Below are 17,239 nucleotides of genomic sequence, written 5' to 3'. Positions count from 1 at the left end.
AAGGCCCGGGTGTGCACCCGGGCCTTCAGGTCCAAGGGCTATAGGGCGCGCTCGCGGCGAGAGCCATCCGGTTCACGACGCGTTGGGCGGTCGCCCGGCAGGTCGTCCGGGCCCGCGCCGGATGACGGTCGGGCGTGCGCGCCAGAGTCGGCAGCCAGACCCGGAGGCCGATGTCAGCGCGACTGCCGTGCGGTGTGTGCCGTGCTCGGTGCGGCCGATCGGATGACCGGTCGGTGAGGCGCGCAGGGTGAAGCCGGGGTGCTGGCCTAGCTTGTCGCGGGTCCGGACTTTCCTCTGCTCTGTCCGGACTTCTCGTACTGGTCCGGAAGGAGTGTGAGGGTGGCGCGTCTGTCCGGCATCCGTGGCCTCCTGCGGGTTCTCCTCGCTCTGTGCCTGTCGGCAGCTCTGCTGGCCGGCTGCGATACCGGAGGTGGCGGACCGGTGACGCTCAACTGGTACAACTTTCCTGATGATTCAGGTGCGTTGGCCAGTGCGGCCGATGCCTGTTCAAAACAGTCCGGCGGGCGCTACCGAATCAGCTACAACAAGCTGCCCCGGACCGCGGACGGGCAGCGCCAGCAACTGGTGCGCCGACTGGCCGCCGAGGACGACACGGTCGACATCATCGGGCTGGACGTCACCTGGCCCGCCGAGTTCGCGGAAGCCAAGTGGATCCAGCCGTGGACCGGGGACCACCGCACCGCGGCGACCCGGGACACCCTGGAGGTCCCGCTGCAGACGGCCACGTGGAAGGGCCGGTTGTACGCCGTCCCGTACAACACGAACACCCAACTGCTCTGGTATCGCAAGGACCTGGTCCCCACTCCGCCCAAGACCTGGGCCCAGATGATCCGGATGGCCGAAGGTCTGGCGAAGCGGGGCAAGCCGCACTACGTGGAGATCCAGGGCGCACAGTACGAAGGACTCACGGTCTGGTTCAACTCGCTGGTGGAGAGCGCCGGCGGCTCCATCCTGAACGCCACCGCCACGGCTCCCAGGTTGGGCCCACCCGCCGTGCGCGCGGCCTCCGTCATGAAGGACCTGGCCACCTCGGCCGCCGCCGACCCGTCCCTGTCCAACCAGATGGAGGACCAGAACCGGCTGGCCATGGAGTCCGGAACCGCCGCCTTCGAGATCAACTACCCCTTCGTGTATCCCTCGATGAAGGCCAACAACCCCAAGCTCTTCGAGCAGTTCCGGTGGGCGCCCTACCCGGGGATCCAAGAGGGTCGTCCGGCCAAGCCCACCATCGGCGGCATCGACCTGGCCATCGGCGCCTACTCCCGTCACTCCGAGTTCGCCTTCGAGGCGGCGCTGTGCCTGCGGAACCGACAGAACCAATTGACCGCGGCGCTCGAGGGCGGGCTCCCACCCACGCTCCGCTCGCTCTACTCGGACCCCGCCCTGGTCAAGAACTACCCCTTCGCCTCCACCGTTCTGGCGGCCCTGGAGAACGCCAGCATCCGGCCCAAGACCCCCGCCTACCAGAACGTGTCCATCGCGATCTCGCACACCCTGTCGCCGCCGAACGGGATCGAACCGAGGCCGGACGTGCAGAAGATCAGTGACCAGATCGAGGACGCCCTCGAATCGAAGGGGCTGATCCCATGACCCAGTCGGCTCCGACCGCCCCTCAGGACGCATCGGCACCCAAAGACAACCGCGCTCTGTCCGAAGGGGCCCGGCAGGAGCGCCGGTTGGGCTGGCTGCTGTGCGCACCGGCCGTGATCGTCATGCTCGCCGTCACCGCCTACCCCATCGTCTACGCGATCTACCTCTCACTCCAGCGATATGACCTGCGCTTCCCGCAACAAGCGAAGTTCGTCGGCCTCAGCAACTACGGCGCCGTACTGTCCTCGGAGTTCTGGTGGGACGCCCTGTGGGTGACGGTGTTCATCACCGCGGTCTCCGTGGTCGTGGAACTCGTCCTCGGATTCGTCCTGGCGCTGGTGATGCACCGCACCATCTTCGGCCGCGGGACGGTTCGTACCGCCATCCTGATCCCGTACGGCATCGTCACCGTGGTCGCCGCCTACTCCTGGCAGTACGCCTGGACCCCGGAAACCGGCTACCTGGCCGATCTCCTGCCCTCGGGCGACGCTCCCCTCACCGAACAGTGGCCGGCCATCGGCCTGATCATCCTGGCCGAGGTGTGGAAGACCACCCCGTTCATGGCCCTGCTGCTGCTCGCCGGGCTCGCCCTGGTGCCGGAGGAGACGCTGCGCGCGGCCCAGGTCGACGGCGCCGGAGCCTGGCAGCGCTTCTTCCTGGTGACCGTCCCCCTGATGAAGCCGGCCATCCTGGTCGCCCTGCTCTTCCGCACCCTGGACGCCTTCCGGATCTTCGACAACATCTACATCCTCACGGCCGGCGCGCACGACACCGGCTCGGTGTCCATCCTGGGCTACGACAACCTCTTCACCGCGCTCAACCTCGGCATCGGCTCGGCCATCTCCGTACTCATCTTCCTGTGCGTGGCAGTGATCGCCTTCGCCTTCATCAAACTGTTCGGGGCAGCCGCCCCCGGCTCCCAGGAAGGGGGACGCTGATGTCCGCCACCGGACGGCGACGGAAGTCGGGGTGGGCCGTGGTCAACATCCTGGTGATCGCCTATGCCCTGTTCCCGGTCTGGTGGATCATCGCTCTGTCCTTCAAGGAACCCAGCACCCTCACCGACGGCAGCTTCATCCCGACGGAATGGACGTGGGAGAACTACCGAGGGATCTTCCAGACCTCCGAATTCACCCGCTCGCTGATCAATTCCATCGGCATCGCCCTGATCTCCACGGTGATCGCTGTGGTGCTGGGCACCATGGCGGCCTATGCCGTCGCCCGGCTCCGGTTCCCCGGAAAGAGCCTGCTGATCGGCATGTCGCTGCTGATCGCCATGTTCCCGCCGATCTCATTGGTCTCGCCGTTGTTCAACATCGAGCGGATCATCGGCATCTTCGACACCTGGACCGGTTTGATCATCCCGTACATGACCTTCTCGCTGCCGCTTGCCATCTACACCCTGTCGGCCTTCTTCCGGGAGATCCCCTGGGACTTGGAGAAGGCGGCCAAGGTGGACGGTGCCACGCCGGCGCAGGCGTTCCGGCTGGTGATCGCTCCGCTCGCGGCGCCGGGCGTGTTCACCACGGCGATCCTGGTGTTCATCTTCTGCTGGAACGACTTCCTCTTCGCGATCTCACTGACCTCGACCTCGGCGGCCCGGACCGTGCCGGCGGCCATCGCCTTCTTCACCGGGAGCAGTCAGTTCGCTCAGCCCACCGGTTCGATCGCCGCCGCCGCCGTGGTGATCACCATCCCCATCATCGTCTTCGTGCTGCTCTTCCAGCGGCGCATCGTGGCCGGGCTCACCTCCGGAGCCGTCAAGGGCTGACCGGCGACAGCCGTTCGTCAGGACAAGAAGGACCGACCGTGGCAGAGATCGTTCTCGAAGGCATCACCAAGCGCTACCCCGATGGCGCGATGGCGGTGAAGGACGTCAACCTCAGTGTCGGGGACGGCGAGTTCGTCATCCTCGTCGGTCCCTCCGGCTGTGGTAAGTCCACCACCCTCAACATGATCGCCGGGCTGGAGGACATCACCGAGGGCACCCTCCTGATCGACGGACAGGTCGTCAACGACAAAACGCCGAAGGACCGTGACATCGCCATGGTCTTCCAGAGCTACGCCCTCTACCCCCACATGACTGTGCGCGAAAACATGGGTTTCGCACTCCGGCTGGCCAAAATGGACAAGGCGGCCATCCGCGAGAAGGTCGAAGAGGCCGCCCGCATCCTGGACCTGACGGAGCATCTGGACCGCAAACCCGCCAACCTCTCCGGCGGTCAGCGCCAACGGGTGGCGATGGGGCGTGCCATCGTGCGCGACCCCAAGGCGTTCTTGATGGACGAGCCGCTCTCCAACCTGGACGCGAAGCTCCGCGTCCAGATGCGCACCCAGATCTCCCGCCTCCAGCAACGCTTGGGCAGCACCACGGTCTACGTCACCCACGACCAGACCGAAGCCATGACCCTCGGCGACCGGGTGGTGGTGATGCGCGGGGGAGTGGTGCAGCAGATCGGAACCCCGCAACATCTCTACGAGCAGCCGAAAAACCTCTTCGTCGCCGGGTTCATCGGATCGCCCGCAATGAACTTCCTGCACGCCACCGTGGAGGAGAACCGCCTGCGCACCTCGGTGGGCGACCTCGACCTCGGCGACCGGCTGCGCCGCACCCTCGAGCGCCACGACGCCCCCCGGGACCTGATCGTGGGCCTGCGCCCGGAGGCCTTCGAGGACGCCGCCCTGGTGGAACAAGGCAGGGTCGGAGCGGGTACGACCTTCAGCGTGGACATCGACGTGGTCGAATCCCTGGGATCCGATGTCTACGCCTACTTCACCGAGGACGAGTGGCAGCCCACCGCCACCTCCGAACTCGCCGAGCTCGCGGCCGACTCGGGGATGACCGACACCGGCGCGGGCGGGCACCAGATCGTCACCCGTCTCAACGCCTCCACGCAGGTGCGCGAGGGCAGCCGTGCCGAGCTCTGGGTGGACACCGCCAAGATGCACGTTTTCGACCCGGCCTCCGGGGCCAACCTGACCCTGTCCGACGAGCCTGTCGACTGACCCATTGAAGCGGGACGGGTCAATGCAACCGTTCATCTGCGGGCCGGCCGACCCACGAATGCGGCCCGGGCGCGCAAGAGGCGCCTTCCGACGCCAGGTCCAGCGGCGACGGCCATGGCCCGTTCGGCGCCGTCGCCTCGCTCAAGCAGACCGCACTGAGTCATACGACCGGATCGTCAGCCTCGTCGCAGACCAGATTGCTGTCGACGGCCTTGTTCACCACGGCTCCCGAAGGTGGCGAGAAAGGCGTGGGTCTGCATGGATGTGCGACTCGGCGAAGGGGCCCATGCCCGCCCCTACTCGCGTCTAGGAATAGCCGCGGGCCCGCCCCGCGTTGCCGCACGTATGACGATGCATGCGCCGCAGCCCGAGGTCCTGCGATACACCGCCTTCTCCAGCACCCCTGACGGCGGAAACCCCGCCGGTGTCGTTCTGGATGCCACCGCCCTGGACGACAGCGACATGCTGGCTATCGCCGCCGACCTCGGATACTCGGAATCCGCGTTCCTGACCGCGCCCCCGGAGGGCCTCGGCGGCCAAGAGGGGCGGGCGTACAGCATCCGCTACTTCAGCCCGAAGGCCGAGGTGCCGTTCTGTGGGCACGCCACCGTCGCGACCGCCGTCGCGCTCGCCGAGCGCATCGGCCCAGGAGAGCTGGTATTCGCGACGCGCGCCGGTGTCGTGCCGGTGGAGGTGGCCGAGGAGGGCGCGACCGTCAGGGCCACACTCACCAGTGTGGAGCCGCACGTCGAGGAGATCGCCGACGCCGACCTCGCGGAGGCGCTCACCGCGCTCGGCTGGCCGCCCGTCGATCTCGACCCGACCTTTCCGCCCCATATCGCTTTTGCCGGTGCCCGCCACCTCGTTCTCGCGGCGGCGACCCGCGCGCGCCTCGCAGATCTCGCGTACGACTTCGCGCGCCTCGAAGCCCTGATGCACCGCTTGGACCTGACCACGGTCCAGTTGGTGTGGCGAGAGTCGGCCACCGTCTTCCATGTCCGTGACCCGTTCCCCGTCGGCGGCGTAGTCGAGGACCCGGCAACCGGCGCCGCGGCCGCCGCGTTCGGTGCGTACGCCCGTGAGTTCGGCCTGGTCCCCGAGGACGCCGTCCTCACCCTGCATCAGGGCGAGGACCTGGGCCGCCCCGGCGAACTCACGGTGACGCTGCACGCGGGTGACCCGCGTGTCCGTGTCAGTGGCACGGGAGCTCGCATCAGCTGAAGCGCCGGTCAGACGGGGCGGACACAAGTCCCGTATCGCCCGCCCGTGGGGGCGCCGACGCTCTCGATGCTGTTCGTTGAGCAGATCACCGCGCGGACCTCGACGTCGAAAGAGTTCATGACACGATCTTGTCGAAGTGCCCTGGTCGGGTGTGACATGTGACGACGACTCCTGGGCCACAGGGGGCGGCATCCGGATGGCCGTCCAGATTTTCGAGATTCTGGGTGAACCGGGACGGGGTCGGTTTCCGTATCCCCCGAGGGGGTCCGCAACAGTGTGGAATCCCGGTCTTGGTGACATCGTGGGCGCCGGTCGCGAGTGCGGCCGCGCAGCGATGACGGGGTATGGGGGGAAACGATGGTGGCCGCTGATCATCAGGTGCCGAGAAGCACCGTGCTTCCGGTCGATGCGGCGCGATGGGCGCTGTGGACGTTCGTCGTCGTCAACGTGGTGACAGTCGAGGTCTTGTTCATCAGCGCCGGTGCCGGGAAGAACGGGGTGCTCACCACCGCCAAGTTCTTCGGGCTGCACGCCGCCTTGCTGATGCTGTTCCAACTGTTGTTGGTGGCCAGGCTGTCGTGGCTGGACCGTCGCATCGGCATGGACCGGTTGACGGTGTGGCACCGGTGGGTCGGCTTCACTCTGCTGTGGACCGTCCTCACCCACGCCACGTTGGTGGTGCTCGGTTTCGCGACGCTCGACGACGCGTCGATGGCGAAGACCTTCCTGGCGCTTGCCGGGGTGCCTGCTTCCCTCCTGGGCATGCTGGCGGCGGGCGTCATCGTGGTGATCGCCGCGGTCTCCACTCGCCCCCTTCGACGGCGGCTTCCCTACGAGATCTGGCACGGACTGCATTTGCTGCTGTATGTGGCACTGGGGCTGTCGTTCGTCCACCAGTTGAGGGAGACAACGACCTTCACGTCCTCCGCGTTCGCGAAGGTCTACTGGTGGGCGTTGTGGCTGTTCGCTTTCGGCGCCCTGCTGGTCGGGCGGATTGGCGTGCCGGTGTGGCGCAACGCGTTCCACCGGTTCCGGGTGGCGGCCGTGGTGCCGGAGTCGGACAACGTGGTGTCGGTACACGTGACCGGCCGCCACCTCGACAGGCTGCCCGCCCGGGCCGGGCAGTTCTTCATCTGGCGGTTCCCTGGACACAGCCACTGGTGGTCGGCGAATCCCTTCTCGCTGTCGGCGGCGCCCGACGGCCGCGGACTGCGCCTGACGGCGAAGGCGGTCGGCGGCGCGAGCACCGGCCTGCGGCATCTCCCGGTCGGGACCCGCGCGTACCTCGAGGGGCCGTACGGAGCGTTCACCTCCCTGCATCGCACGCGGCCCGGGGTGCTGCTGATCGCCGGCGGCGTGGGGATCACGCCCGTTCGGGCCCTGCTGGAGGAGGAAGCCGCCGGCGATGTCGTCGTGCTCTACCGGGTCCGCAATGAGCGGGACGCCGTGCTGGTGGACGAGGTGCGCGCACTCGCCGCAGCCCGAGGAGGGCGGCTGCACCTGCTCACAGGCCCCACGAGGCAGGGGGCGTCGCCGTTGAGAGCAGACAGTCTCCTCGCGCTCGTCCCCGACATCACCGAACGTGACGTGTATGTCTGCGGCCCGCCTGCCATGACCTCGGCCGTGCTGAGCGGCCTGCGGAGTCTGGGAGTTGCCCCTCGGCAGATGCATGCCGAGAAGTTCGGCCTGGCCTGAGGTCTGGCACGCAGCGTGGATACGGATCGGGCGGTACATGAGGACCGACTCCCTCACATTCCAACCGCTTCGTTGAGAGGGACACCGACATACTCAGGCTGTCCTCGGTCCGCCTGGTAGGCGAGTCGGCTCGCCTACCAGGCCTCGGCCGGCAACACCGGGGCTGGACCTGTTTGCGTCCTCACTGGTCGAATGGCCGGCGTACCCGGGCGGCGATGAGGCATCGAGCTGGTGGCTCCGGCCAGCTGAACAGTGGCCGCGGAAAGGCGCCGGGGGCCGTCTTCAGACGGATTGGTAGAGGTCCTGGTCGTACAGGAAGGTGATCGAGCCCTCCTGACAAGCGGCCATCAACCTGCGGATCAGCGGCCGAGAGCAGTCGGCGGGAATGTCGGTCACGGTGCCGACGCCGGGGGGAACCCGCTACGCCGTGGCGGTGGATCCGTCGCATGGGGCCGGCACGCATCGGCTGGTCCCGGACCCGCTGCAGCGTGGTCGGGGAGCGTCTGCATACTGCTGGTCATGAAGCTCTCGGCCTGCACCCGCGCCTACGTGTTCCTCACCATGATGGTGGTGTGCGTGGTGGTCGGCGGGGCCTGCTTCGGCTTCGTTTTCGGCGGGTGGACGGCGGCTGCGGTGGGAGCGGGTACCACGGCTGTGGGCGTCGGCTTCGGAGGCTTGGTCCACAGCCGCATTGCGGTGGCTCCCCTCCCGAGCGTCCAGACCGACGTGGCCGCGGAAGGCATCGCGGACGTGGTCGTCATGGGCGTCGCGCTGTACGAGGCCGCTGTCTTCCCGGTCATCCCTGGCGGGGTGAGCGACAGGGAACAGAGGGCCCGCCGGATCCTGGCGTATCGGCTCGCCGCCTACGACGCTCTTCCCCGCGTCGTTCGGATCTCCGCCGCCGACGCACTGGAGATCATTGATGAGGGGCTGGACAAAAAGCGCGCCCGGACCGCTGTGAAAGCACTCTCGCTCACGGTCTACGACTGCCGCACCGCACCCTGACCGGTCGTGCGAACATGTTCGGTGTCCTGCCTGCGTGCGTTCCACAGTTCATGCCTCACCCCGCATGGGCCGTGCGTACTGCGCGAGCTGCTGTTCCGACCCAGCTCCCTGCACATGCTCGTCGAGAGCAGCGACGCCGCAGAAGTCCCGTTGGGCTAATGGTCGCCGTCCAGCAAGCGTCGAAGCTCTGGTGAGGTGTGAGAGTTGGGCAGGACGAATCCTCCGGGTGCGTCCGAGGGTGGTGGCATTCGCCGCAGCGCCGACGGTTCGAACGGCCAGAGCGTCTCTACGGACCACCTCACGCCGCTCAGATCGGCGCCGGCCAGATCGGCGCCGCGCACGTCGGCCCCCGACAGATCGGCGTGTGTGCAGCGTGCCGCGCGTAGCGAGGCACCGTGCAGGACCGTGCCACGAAGATCGGCTCCCGAGAGGTTGGCGTCGGACATGATGGCAGCCGCGAGATTCGCTCCCTGAAGTCAAACTGCCGTCATCTCCGCCTCGGTGAGGTGCGTGGCGTAGAGCTGGGCCGACGACAGGTCCGCACCGGCCAGGTTGGCGGAGCCCAGGCATGTACCGGCCAGGTCGGCGCCTGTGAGGCGCGCGCCCCGCAGGTCGGCGGAAGGCATGAGGACGAAGGAGAGCTGCGTGCCCTCGAGTCGCGCCCCGGCCAGCCGGCCGTGGATGAGAACTGCGCCGTCCAGGTTGAGGCCGGAGAGGTCGGTGTGTGCGAGCAGGTCCTCGGGAAGGGAGGCCAGTTCCTCGACGAGGTGGCGCAGTTCTTTGACGGCGGGGCTACGCGGGTCCCGACAGGCCTCCGAGTGCTCGCGCTGCCAGTCGGCGAGTTCACGGAGGTGGTCCAGGACGGACATTGGTACTGGCATGGGTCGGGTGGGGGCTTGCCCTGGCGCGGACACGGACACGGACACGGACACGGACACGGACACGGACACGGACACCGACACGGATGCGGACACCGACACGGATGCGGTCCGGGTTCGGCCTGGATCCGTGTCGCCGAGAAGGACGGTCGGGCGTGCGGGGAGGGCCCGGCGCTGCGGGAAGCCGGACGGGGTGTGGACGATGTAGTCGGGAGTTCCGATCGCCTGCCCGTCGGTGGTGAGCCGGAGCTCCCGGTCCGGCTCGCGGACGAAGTGCGCGATGCCGAAGTCCAGGAGCTTGACCGATCCGGCGGGGGTGACCATCACTGCCGCAGCTCGCAGAGGCGAGAAGCCGGGACTGCTTGTAGAAGAGTTGCGGCCCGTCCACTGGTTGTCGGCGGCGTCCGTCTGCGAAGCCAGTCCGACGGTTTGCAACTTTTCGGGAGCGTGGAGGCCCGGTCCCCGCTGGGGGACGATCGCGGGGGTACCCGCTCCAACATGACTGTCTATGGATTACACGCCTCGCACGAGCAGATCCCGCCCGCGGATCTGCTCGACGCCGTGGTGCAAGCGGAACGCGCGGGATTCGCTGCCGCTATGTGCTCGGACCACTTCTCGCCGTGGAGTGTCCGGCAGGGGGAGTCCGGATTCGCCTGGTCGTGGCTCGGCGCCGCGCTCCAGGCCACCCATCAGATGCCGTTCGGCGTGGTGAACGCGCCGGGCCAGCGCTACCACCCGGCGATCATCGCCCAGGCGGTGGCCAGCCTCGCCTCAATGTACCCGGGCAGGTTCTGGGTGGCACTCGGCAGCGGCGAGGCCTCCAACGAGCACATCACAGGGGCACGTTGGCCCCGCAAGGACATACGCAACACGCGGCTGCGGGAATGCGTCGACGTCATCCGTGCACTGCTGCGGGGGGAGGAGGTCAGCCACGACGGACTGGTGACCGTGGACCGGGCCCGGCTGTGGACGATGCCGTCCGCCCCGCCGCCGCTCATCGGAGCCGTGTGCAGTACGGCCACCGCGGCCTGGTGCGCCGAGTGGGCGGACGGCCTCATCACGGTCAACGCACCGCGTGAACGGCTGCGCGAGATCGCCGACGCGTACCGCGACGCGGGCGGCCGCGGGCCCCTGCACCTTCAGGTGCACCTGAGCTGGGCGCCCGACGAGGACGAGGCCCTGTCCTTGGCGCACGATCAGTGGCGTACCAACGTGCACTCACCCCCGGCGAGTTGGGACCTGGACTCCGTGGAACTGTTCGACATCGTCAGCGAGGGCGTCACACCCGAGCACGTAGCGCGCACCGTCAACGTCTCGTCCGACCTCGGCCGGCACACCGCCTGGCTGCAGGAGTACGCAGAGCTCGGTTTCGACGTGGTGATGCTCCACCACGTGGGCCGTGAACAAGGCCTGTTCATCGACACGTTCGGGGCCGAGGTACTGCCACAGCTCGACGTCACCCGCCCGCTTCCCGCCACGGCGAAGGAGTACCGATGCGTCTGACGCGCACGTCCGACCTGTGGTGGAAGAACGCGGTGGTGTACTGCCTGGACGTCGAGACGTACCAGGACGGCAACGGCGACGGGATCGGCGACTTCGCAGGCCTCACGCAGCGTATCGACCACCTGGCGCGCCTCGGCGTGACCTGCGTGTGGCTGATGCCCTTCTATCCGACACGCGAACGCGACGACGGATACGACATCACGGACTTCTACGGTGTCGACCCCCGCCTGGGAACCCTCGGCGACTTCACTGAGTTCGTCCGCACCGCCAAGGACCGGGGCATCCGCGTGATCGCCGACCTCGTCGTCAACCACACCTCCGAGGATCACCCCTGGTTCCACGATGCCCGCTCAGGCCGGGACTCCGTCCACCGAGACTGGTACGTCTGGCGGGACGCGCCCCCCGAGGACGGCCCCAAGGGCGTGGTGTTCCCCGACGCGGAGGACAGCCTGTGGGAGTACGACCAGGGGAGTGGCCAGTACTACCTGCACCGCTTCTACAAACAGCAGCCCGACCTCAACGTCGCCAACCCCGAGGTGCGCGACGAGATAGCACGCGTCATCGGCTTCTGGACGGAGCTCGGGCTGTCCGGTTTCCGGGTCGACGCCGTGCCCTTCCTGCTGGAGACGGACGGGCAGGAGGACGCCGGGGCGCTGCCGAATCCGCACGAGTACCTCGCCGACCTGCGCGCCTTCCTCGGCCGCCGCAACGGTGAGTCGGTGCTGCTCGGCGAGGTCAATCTGCCCTACGAGGGCCTCGCCCGGTTCTTCGGCGACCCTGACTCGGACCGCGGCGACGAGCTCACCATGTGCTTCGACTTTGTCGGGATGCAGCAGATGTACCTGTCGATGGCACGCGAGGACGCGGGACCGCTGGCCGCCGCGCTGCGGGAACGCCCTGCGGCCCCGAAGGACGCCCACTGGGCGACTTTCGTGCGCAACCATGACGAGCTCACCCTCGACAAGCTGAGCGACGACGAACGCGCTGAGGTGTTCGCGTCCTTCGGCCCGGACAAGAGCATGCAACTGTACGACCGGGGGTTGCGCCGCAGGCTGCCACCCATGGTCGACGGCGACCGACGCCGCGTCGAACTCGCCTACAGCCTGCTCTTCACCCTGCCGGGTACTCCCGTGCTCTTCTACGGCGAGGAGATCGGCATGGGAGAGAACCTGACCGCCGAGGGCCGTCAGAGCGTACGCACGCCCATGCAATGGACCCCGGAGGAGGGCGCCGGCTTCTCCACCGCCGAGCCGGACACCTTCCCCAACCCGCTGACGGACGGAGCGTTCGCACCCCGGAAGGTCAACGTGTACGAGCAGAGCCGCGACCCCGGCTCGCTGCTGAGCCGGATGCGGCTGTTCGTCGAGCGCTACCGGGAGACTCCCGAGCTGGCCTGGGGTGAGTACCGCCTGGTGGAGACGGGGGAGCGCGCTGTGCTGGCACACATCGGCTGCACCACCGACGGGAAGGTCCTGGCCCTGCACAACTTCGCGGGTCGGCCGGTCACCGCAGAGCTGCGGCTGCCGGAGGCCGGTCCCGGCGGGACGCTGACAGACCTGCTCGCCGAAGGACACGCAGCTCTCACGGTGCCCGACGACGGTCTGCTCCGCGTCGAACTGCCTCCCTACGGATACCGATGGTTGCGCGTCGGTACCCCGGCGGATGACCCCGAAAGGGTCGCTTCCGACTGAGCTTGTCCTGTGCCCCCTCGGAGACCTGATCAGAACTTCAGTGGGCCGTAGTTGCTGTCCCGGAAGGAGAAGATCGTGGGCCCGGCGACCTGGGTCGGGTGCCGGCACGCGGAAGCCGCAGCATTCGCCGCCGGAGCGCAGTCGCAGCTCTCGGGGACCCTGGGGGTGTGCGTGGGGAAGGTGGGACCGGGCCGAGGAGGAATGCAGACGGGGTCGGCCATCGGCGCTGCGCGGCTCGGTAGGCAGTGCACGGAGTGTGTGCCAAGATTCCCCTCCGGAGCCGGAGGGTCGATCATGAGTTCGTACGTTGCCGCGTCGCTCGGCTTGATGGCACTGCTCGTCGCCTGGGGGGCAGCCGCCACCCTTGGTCGGGGTTGGCTGCCGCCGTGGTTGCGCAGCCGGATCGTCCGCCCGGCCCTCTTCGGTTGGGCGCAGCTCACCATGACTGCCGCGCTGGTCGCTCAGCTGGTGGGCGGCTTGCTGATCAGCACGCCAGATATCCGCTTCGTGGTGACGATGTCCGGTGCTGTTGTGATGTTGCTTGCCACGGGGTTGATCGGGCTGGCTCAGCGCCAACCCTTGAGCCGTTGATCTCTGGCCGGTGCGCCGTAGCGAGCGGGTGGGGGACGAGGTGCTGCCGGCCGAGCTGCGGGCCGCGGGCTTGCTGGACAAGGACGACGCGGCCGTTGACGGCTCGCACGTACAGCAGGGAGACACCGGGCGCCGCCGTCCGCAACTGCGACCAGATCCGGCGGTAGTGGTCGATGCGTTGCCGGTGCAGGCGCAGTCCTGCCACCTCCGCCCCGGTGAGGGCCTGGCAGTCCTCGGCCCCCGGGCTCAGCAGGGTCGCGGCGAGTTTGTGGCGGCTCTCGCGGGCGGCTCGTACGATGGCCTTCCGCGACATCCCGGGCCCGGCGTCGAGCAGGGCGAGGATGGTCCAGGCCGACACTTCGACGTCCGTTCCGGTCGGTGTATCAGTCAACGCCGGCTCCGCCCTGCTGCACGAACGTGGACGGAGCACGGGGGCCAGGGGACTCCGTGGTAGCCGAAGACGGACGCGACCAGGACCACTGGAGGGCGAACGGGCCCGGATCCGGATCCCGATCTCATCCGACGGACGATCACTTGCCCGGCTTCGGGCGGACCTTGACCTGCTTGAAGGTCACGCTCACGTGATGACCCTCCTTGATGCGGTCGGTCATGGACCGTAGCCTCAGCGATATCGCCCTCGAACGGTTCATGACGCCGATGCAAGTTGTCTTGCACACAGATGACTTGGCGTGCCGCACCTGTGCTGTATCAGGCCCGGCGGACGAGCGGAATACCGGAGGAGCGTGACAGTCCACGAGTGGTTGAGGGCTCCCCGGACTCATGATCCGGTAAGGCGCCGCACCTATCCCGATGACGTCGATTTTCGGGGGAATGGCGGCTCCACTGGACGGCTGGGAGACGGACACGGCCGACCGGGCGTTGCTGCGGTCGACTTTCGTGATGTTCAAGCCGGACGCCGTCGTCGGGCGACGTGTCGAACCCGCGCTCGCCTTCCTGGCGGGGCACGGCTTCGAGCCCCTCGGCGCCCTGACGGTGCGGGTCGACGCGCGCGTGTGGCGCCACTGGAGCAACTCGGCGCCGCCGGCGGTCATCCGGGCCGTGGACATTCTCGAGTCCGACCCGCCCTGCCTCTTCGTCGCGCTCCGCGACACTCGGGGTCCGGAACGGACGGGCACGACCGCGGCGGAACGGCTCGCCGAGCTGAAGGGTCGTCCAAGAACCGCTCGGTGTGGGGCCCAGGTGGTCCGCACCGCCGGGCCCCGACCGCCGCCGTGACGGACCGCTGAACGCACCTGGCCCTGCCCGACCACGGAAGCCCCCTGCCATCAGAGGAAGGCATCGATGCCCGACGACGACGTCGAAATGTATGGTCCGGCGAACTGGGAGGGACCGCCACGCCGCTACGGTCCCGTCGCCCGGGTCGCCGTGCTCTCCGATGTACACGCCAACATCCCCGCCCTCGACGCGGTGCTCGCCGAACCGGACGTCGCCGCGGCCGACTTAGTCGTCCTCTGCGGCGATCTGACCTGGGGGCCGCAGCCGCAGGAGACGTACGAACGGATCGTCGCGCTGGGCGGGCGCGCCCTGTGCGTACGGGGCAACGGCGACCGTTACGCCGCGCAGATCGGCACGGCCGCGCGGGTCGCCGACACCCCGCGTCAGTCATGGGTCGCCGCACAGCACTCGCCCGAGGCGGTCACCTTCCTCGACCGCCTCCCCTTCGGGGTCGTCGTCGAGGTCGACGGGCTGGGACCGGTGCACTTCTGTCACGGTTCACCGCGCAGTGACCACGAACTGGTCACACCGGGGACCCCGCCCGAGAGGTTCGCGGAGCTGTCCGGGGCCATCGACGCGCGGGTCCTGGTCACCGGACACGCGCACCTCCAGTTCGACCGCGCCGTGGCGGGCCTGCGCAGTGTGAACCCTGGCAGCGTCGGGCTCCCGTACCACACGGGTGAACCGGGCACCGCGTACTGGGCGTTGCTGGGCCCCGATGTCCGGCTCAGGACCAGCCGCTACGACGTCGCGGACGCTATCGCGCGCGCCCGCCGCGCCGCCGACCCGGACGCGGAGCGTTACGCGGACACCCTGTCGAACGCGCCCGATCCGGAACAGATCGTCGTGGAGGCGGAGACCCGGATCTTCGTGAATTGACCGCGCGCCGCCATGACCTGTCGATCGTGCACGGAACGGTGTATCGATCCTCTACGGGGACGCCGCCGACAGTCACTGCGGGACCGGGACCGGGACCTGCCCGCCTCGGCGACACGCCTGGTCATGGGCCGACAGGCAGCAGGATTCCTTCCGTGAGGTGGAGGAGTTCGGCGACGGTGGTGGGGAAGACCGTGTGGGGAGTTCCGGCGGCGGCCCAGAGCCGGGGGTAGTCGCTCAGCGCCTCGTCGACCACGGTGGGAAGCGGCCGAGGATGGCCGACGGGAGCCACGCCTCCGATCGCCTGCCCGGTGGCCCGGCGTACCTGTTCCGGGGTGGCGCGCCGGAGCTTGCCACGTCCCCACCGGGTGGCAAGAGCCGTCACGTCCACCTTGTGCCGACCGCTGGTCAGCACCAGCACCGCTTCGTCGTCCGAGATGAACACGAGGCTGTTGGCGATGGCGCCCACATCGCAGCCCAGGGCCGCGGCCGCTTCGGCGGCGGTGCGGGTCGATTCCGCGAGTTCGCGCACCTCGCTCACGATTCCGGCCGCGGCGAGGACGCGGGCCACCTCCATGGTGCGAACGGGCAGGGACGTGCCTTCTTGGGGCGCCATGTGACTCCTTCGTGCGGTGGCACCGTCTGCGTTCCGTAAACAGAACGTTCTGTTTATGGAACGATAGAGGCCTTCAGGGAGATGGAGCAACCAGCCCCCGGCGAGAAGTGGAGGCGCCATGGACCTGACCCGCGTCGGCCTGCGGTTGCGGGAGTTGCGCGAAGCGCAGGGTTTGAGCCTGTCCGAACTGGCTCGCAGGTCCAGCATCGGCAAGGGGACACTGTCCGAATTGGAGAGCGGTCGCCGCAACCCCACGCTGGAAACGCTCTACGCCGTGACGACAGCGATCAAGGTCCCGCTGAGTGCCGCGCTGCGTGATCTCCCGTCCCCCGCCCAGATCTCCGGTGACGCCGTTGACGCCGTCCTCATCGAGCGATTCGAGGCCGACGGCTCGGTCGCGGAAACCTACCGGGTTCGCATCCGTGCCGGGTCGAGGCAGGAGTCGGCCCCTCATGCGACCGGCACGTCAGAGCACATCATCGTCTTCGCCGGCACCGCACGTGTCGGTGCACTCGCCGCGCCTGCCCTGATCGGCCCCGGCATGCACGGCAGTTGGGCCGCCGACGTGACGCATCTGTATGAGGCGCCCTCGGGCGACGTCGAGGCGCTGCTGGTCGTGCGTTACCCACAATGAGAGGTCACCGGCTCGTCTCTCGTAGGACGGGCCCAGACCTACGCATGAGGGAGCTGGCATGGCCGCCATCCATCGCACCACCATGACGCCTACCAAACTGGAGCTGCTCACCGGCTGGCTTCCGAAGCAGAGCTGGTACCTGGGCCACGCGGAATCGCCGGAACTGGTCAAGGCCGGCGGGTTCCGTCTGGACGATCCGGACGGCGCGGTCGGGATCGAGTTCACGGTCGTGGCGGATGCCACCGCGCGGGAGCCGGTGGCGTACGTGGTGCCGCTGGGCTACCGCGGTGCGGCGCTGGAGGGCGTTCCCGGCGAGGCGTTGATCGGCACGTCCGAGCATGGGGTGCTCGGCACTCGGTGGATCTACGACGGCGTCCATGACCCGGTGGTGATGGCGCAGTTGCGCGCGCTCCTGCGCGGCGAGGCCGTGCCGCAGCACCAGACCAAGAGCGACACCCCCGACCCGACCGTCACGGTGCACGGAACGGGCCCTGATGACGGGCTTGACGTTCAGGTCAACCGTGTCCTGCGACCGGCGGGGGCCGCGCAGAGGTCGTCCGTATCCCTCGTCGCCGGGTGGATCTGGCCGGACGGAACGGTTGCGCGCGGAGTACTGGCGGCCGTCGCGCCGCGGGAAGAGGTCGCGCGGAGACGGTAGGCGCGCGATCTCTTCCCG

Annotated in this window: 17 protein-coding genes and 2 pseudogenes; 15 read left to right on the top strand and 4 right to left on the bottom strand. The window is 68.4% G+C overall.

From position 1 onward, the window contains the following. The first annotated feature begins 339 nt into the window (after positions 1-339). The 7 genes from ACFWBT_RS21020 (at position 340) to ACFWBT_RS20990 (ending at position 8,538) form a co-directional block, all read left to right on the top strand. Complete coding sequence (locus ACFWBT_RS21020) at positions 340-1,611, top strand: ABC transporter substrate-binding protein (RefSeq protein ID WP_385702444.1); 1,272 nt, start codon at positions 340-342, stop codon at positions 1,609-1,611. Further along, positions 1,608-2,549 (top strand): carbohydrate ABC transporter permease, encoded by a 942-nt coding sequence (locus ACFWBT_RS21015; protein ID WP_385702441.1) that lies wholly within the window; start codon positions 1,608-1,610, stop codon positions 2,547-2,549. Before ACFWBT_RS21020 ends, ACFWBT_RS21015 begins: the two co-directional genes overlap by 4 nt. Continuing rightward, positions 2,549-3,382 carry a carbohydrate ABC transporter permease gene (locus ACFWBT_RS21010; RefSeq protein WP_385702438.1) on the top strand — a complete coding sequence of 278 codons (834 nt, stop codon included), beginning with the start codon at positions 2,549-2,551 and terminating at the stop codon, positions 3,380-3,382. The genes ACFWBT_RS21015 and ACFWBT_RS21010 overlap by 1 nt, the downstream gene beginning before the upstream one ends. A 38-nt stretch (positions 3,383-3,420) precedes the next feature. Beyond that, positions 3,421-4,617, top strand: coding sequence for an ABC transporter ATP-binding protein (locus tag ACFWBT_RS21005; RefSeq protein ID WP_385702435.1), 1,197 nt, complete (start codon positions 3,421-3,423; stop codon positions 4,615-4,617). 345 nt (positions 4,618-4,962) lie between these two features. After that, a complete protein-coding gene (locus ACFWBT_RS21000; RefSeq protein ID WP_385702433.1) occupies positions 4,963-5,838 on the top strand; it encodes a PhzF family phenazine biosynthesis protein in 876 nt (291 codons plus the stop codon). 357 nt (positions 5,839-6,195) lie between these two features. After that, entirely contained in the window at positions 6,196-7,533 is a 1,338-nt protein-coding gene (locus ACFWBT_RS20995) for a ferric reductase-like transmembrane domain-containing protein (protein ID WP_385702489.1), read from the top strand. 519 nt (positions 7,534-8,052) lie between these two features. Continuing rightward, entirely contained in the window at positions 8,053-8,538 is a 486-nt protein-coding gene (locus ACFWBT_RS20990; protein ID WP_385702431.1) for a hypothetical protein, read from the top strand. A gap of 155 nt (positions 8,539-8,693) precedes the next feature. Here the strand turns inward: ACFWBT_RS20990 and ACFWBT_RS20985 are convergent, their stop codons facing one another. The 3 genes and pseudogenes from ACFWBT_RS20985 to ACFWBT_RS20975 form a co-directional block, all read right to left on the bottom strand. Then, positions 8,694-8,939, bottom strand: a complete 246-nt coding sequence (locus tag ACFWBT_RS20985) for a pentapeptide repeat-containing protein (protein ID WP_385702486.1) — start codon at positions 8,937-8,939, stop codon at positions 8,694-8,696. Next, a pseudogene (locus tag ACFWBT_RS20980) lies at positions 8,925-9,002 on the bottom strand (pentapeptide repeat-containing protein); the annotation flags it as partial. The pseudogene ACFWBT_RS20980 and the gene ACFWBT_RS20985, both read right to left, overlap by 15 nt. A 12-nt stretch (positions 9,003-9,014) precedes the next feature. Next, positions 9,015-9,851, bottom strand: coding sequence for a pentapeptide repeat-containing protein (locus ACFWBT_RS20975; protein ID WP_385702429.1), 837 nt, complete (start codon positions 9,849-9,851; stop codon positions 9,015-9,017). Positions 9,852-9,914: 63 nt separating this feature from the next. On the opposite strand from ACFWBT_RS20975, the gene ACFWBT_RS20970 reads away from it, so the two are divergent. The 6 genes and pseudogenes from ACFWBT_RS20970 (at position 9,915) to ACFWBT_RS20945 (ending at position 15,316) form a co-directional block, all read left to right on the top strand. Next, on the top strand, positions 9,915-10,919 hold the full coding sequence (locus ACFWBT_RS20970) for a TIGR03885 family FMN-dependent LLM class oxidoreductase (RefSeq protein WP_385702426.1): 1,005 nt from the start codon (positions 9,915-9,917) through the stop codon (positions 10,917-10,919). Next, entirely contained in the window at positions 10,910-12,610 is a 1,701-nt protein-coding gene (locus ACFWBT_RS20965; protein ID WP_385702424.1) for an alpha-amylase family protein, read from the top strand. The genes ACFWBT_RS20970 and ACFWBT_RS20965 overlap by 10 nt, the downstream gene beginning before the upstream one ends. 90 nt (positions 12,611-12,700) lie before the next feature. Beyond that, positions 12,701-12,802, top strand: a pseudogene (locus ACFWBT_RS20960) (thiamine pyrophosphate-binding protein); the annotation flags it as partial. Positions 12,803-12,904: 102 nt separating this feature from the next. After that, a complete protein-coding gene (locus tag ACFWBT_RS20955; RefSeq protein ID WP_385702492.1) occupies positions 12,905-13,201 on the top strand; it encodes a hypothetical protein in 297 nt (98 codons plus the stop codon). An 831-nt stretch (positions 13,202-14,032) separates the two neighbouring features. After that, positions 14,033-14,437 (top strand): hypothetical protein, encoded by a 405-nt coding sequence (locus ACFWBT_RS20950; protein WP_385702422.1) that lies wholly within the window; start codon positions 14,033-14,035, stop codon positions 14,435-14,437. Positions 14,438-14,503: 66 nt separating this feature from the next. Then, positions 14,504-15,316: a metallophosphoesterase family protein gene (locus tag ACFWBT_RS20945; RefSeq protein WP_385702419.1), complete on the top strand. Its 813-nt coding sequence runs from the start codon at positions 14,504-14,506 to the stop codon at positions 15,314-15,316. Between the two features lie 121 nt (positions 15,317-15,437). On the opposite strand, the gene ACFWBT_RS20940 is transcribed toward ACFWBT_RS20945, so the two are convergent. After that, the gene (locus tag ACFWBT_RS20940; protein ID WP_385702418.1) at positions 15,438-15,929 is read right to left on the bottom strand and encodes a YbaK/EbsC family protein; all 492 of its coding nucleotides are present in this window, start codon (positions 15,927-15,929) and stop codon (positions 15,438-15,440) included. A 118-nt stretch (positions 15,930-16,047) separates the two neighbouring features. Between ACFWBT_RS20940 and ACFWBT_RS20935 the strand changes: the two genes are divergently transcribed. Further along, positions 16,048-16,563 carry a helix-turn-helix domain-containing protein gene (locus ACFWBT_RS20935; protein ID WP_385702415.1) on the top strand — a complete coding sequence of 172 codons (516 nt, stop codon included), beginning with the start codon at positions 16,048-16,050 and terminating at the stop codon, positions 16,561-16,563. A 58-nt stretch (positions 16,564-16,621) separates the two neighbouring features. Then, positions 16,622-17,221: a 1,4-alpha-glucan branching protein gene (locus ACFWBT_RS20930; RefSeq protein WP_385702412.1), complete on the top strand. Its 600-nt coding sequence runs from the start codon at positions 16,622-16,624 to the stop codon at positions 17,219-17,221. Positions 17,222-17,239 lie beyond the last annotated feature (18 nt).

Source organism: Streptomyces sp. NPDC060027, from assembly GCF_042737005.1.
GTDB lineage: Bacteria > Actinomycetota > Actinomycetes > Streptomycetales > Streptomycetaceae > Streptomyces.
This window is presented reverse-complemented; position numbering and strand designations above follow the sequence as displayed.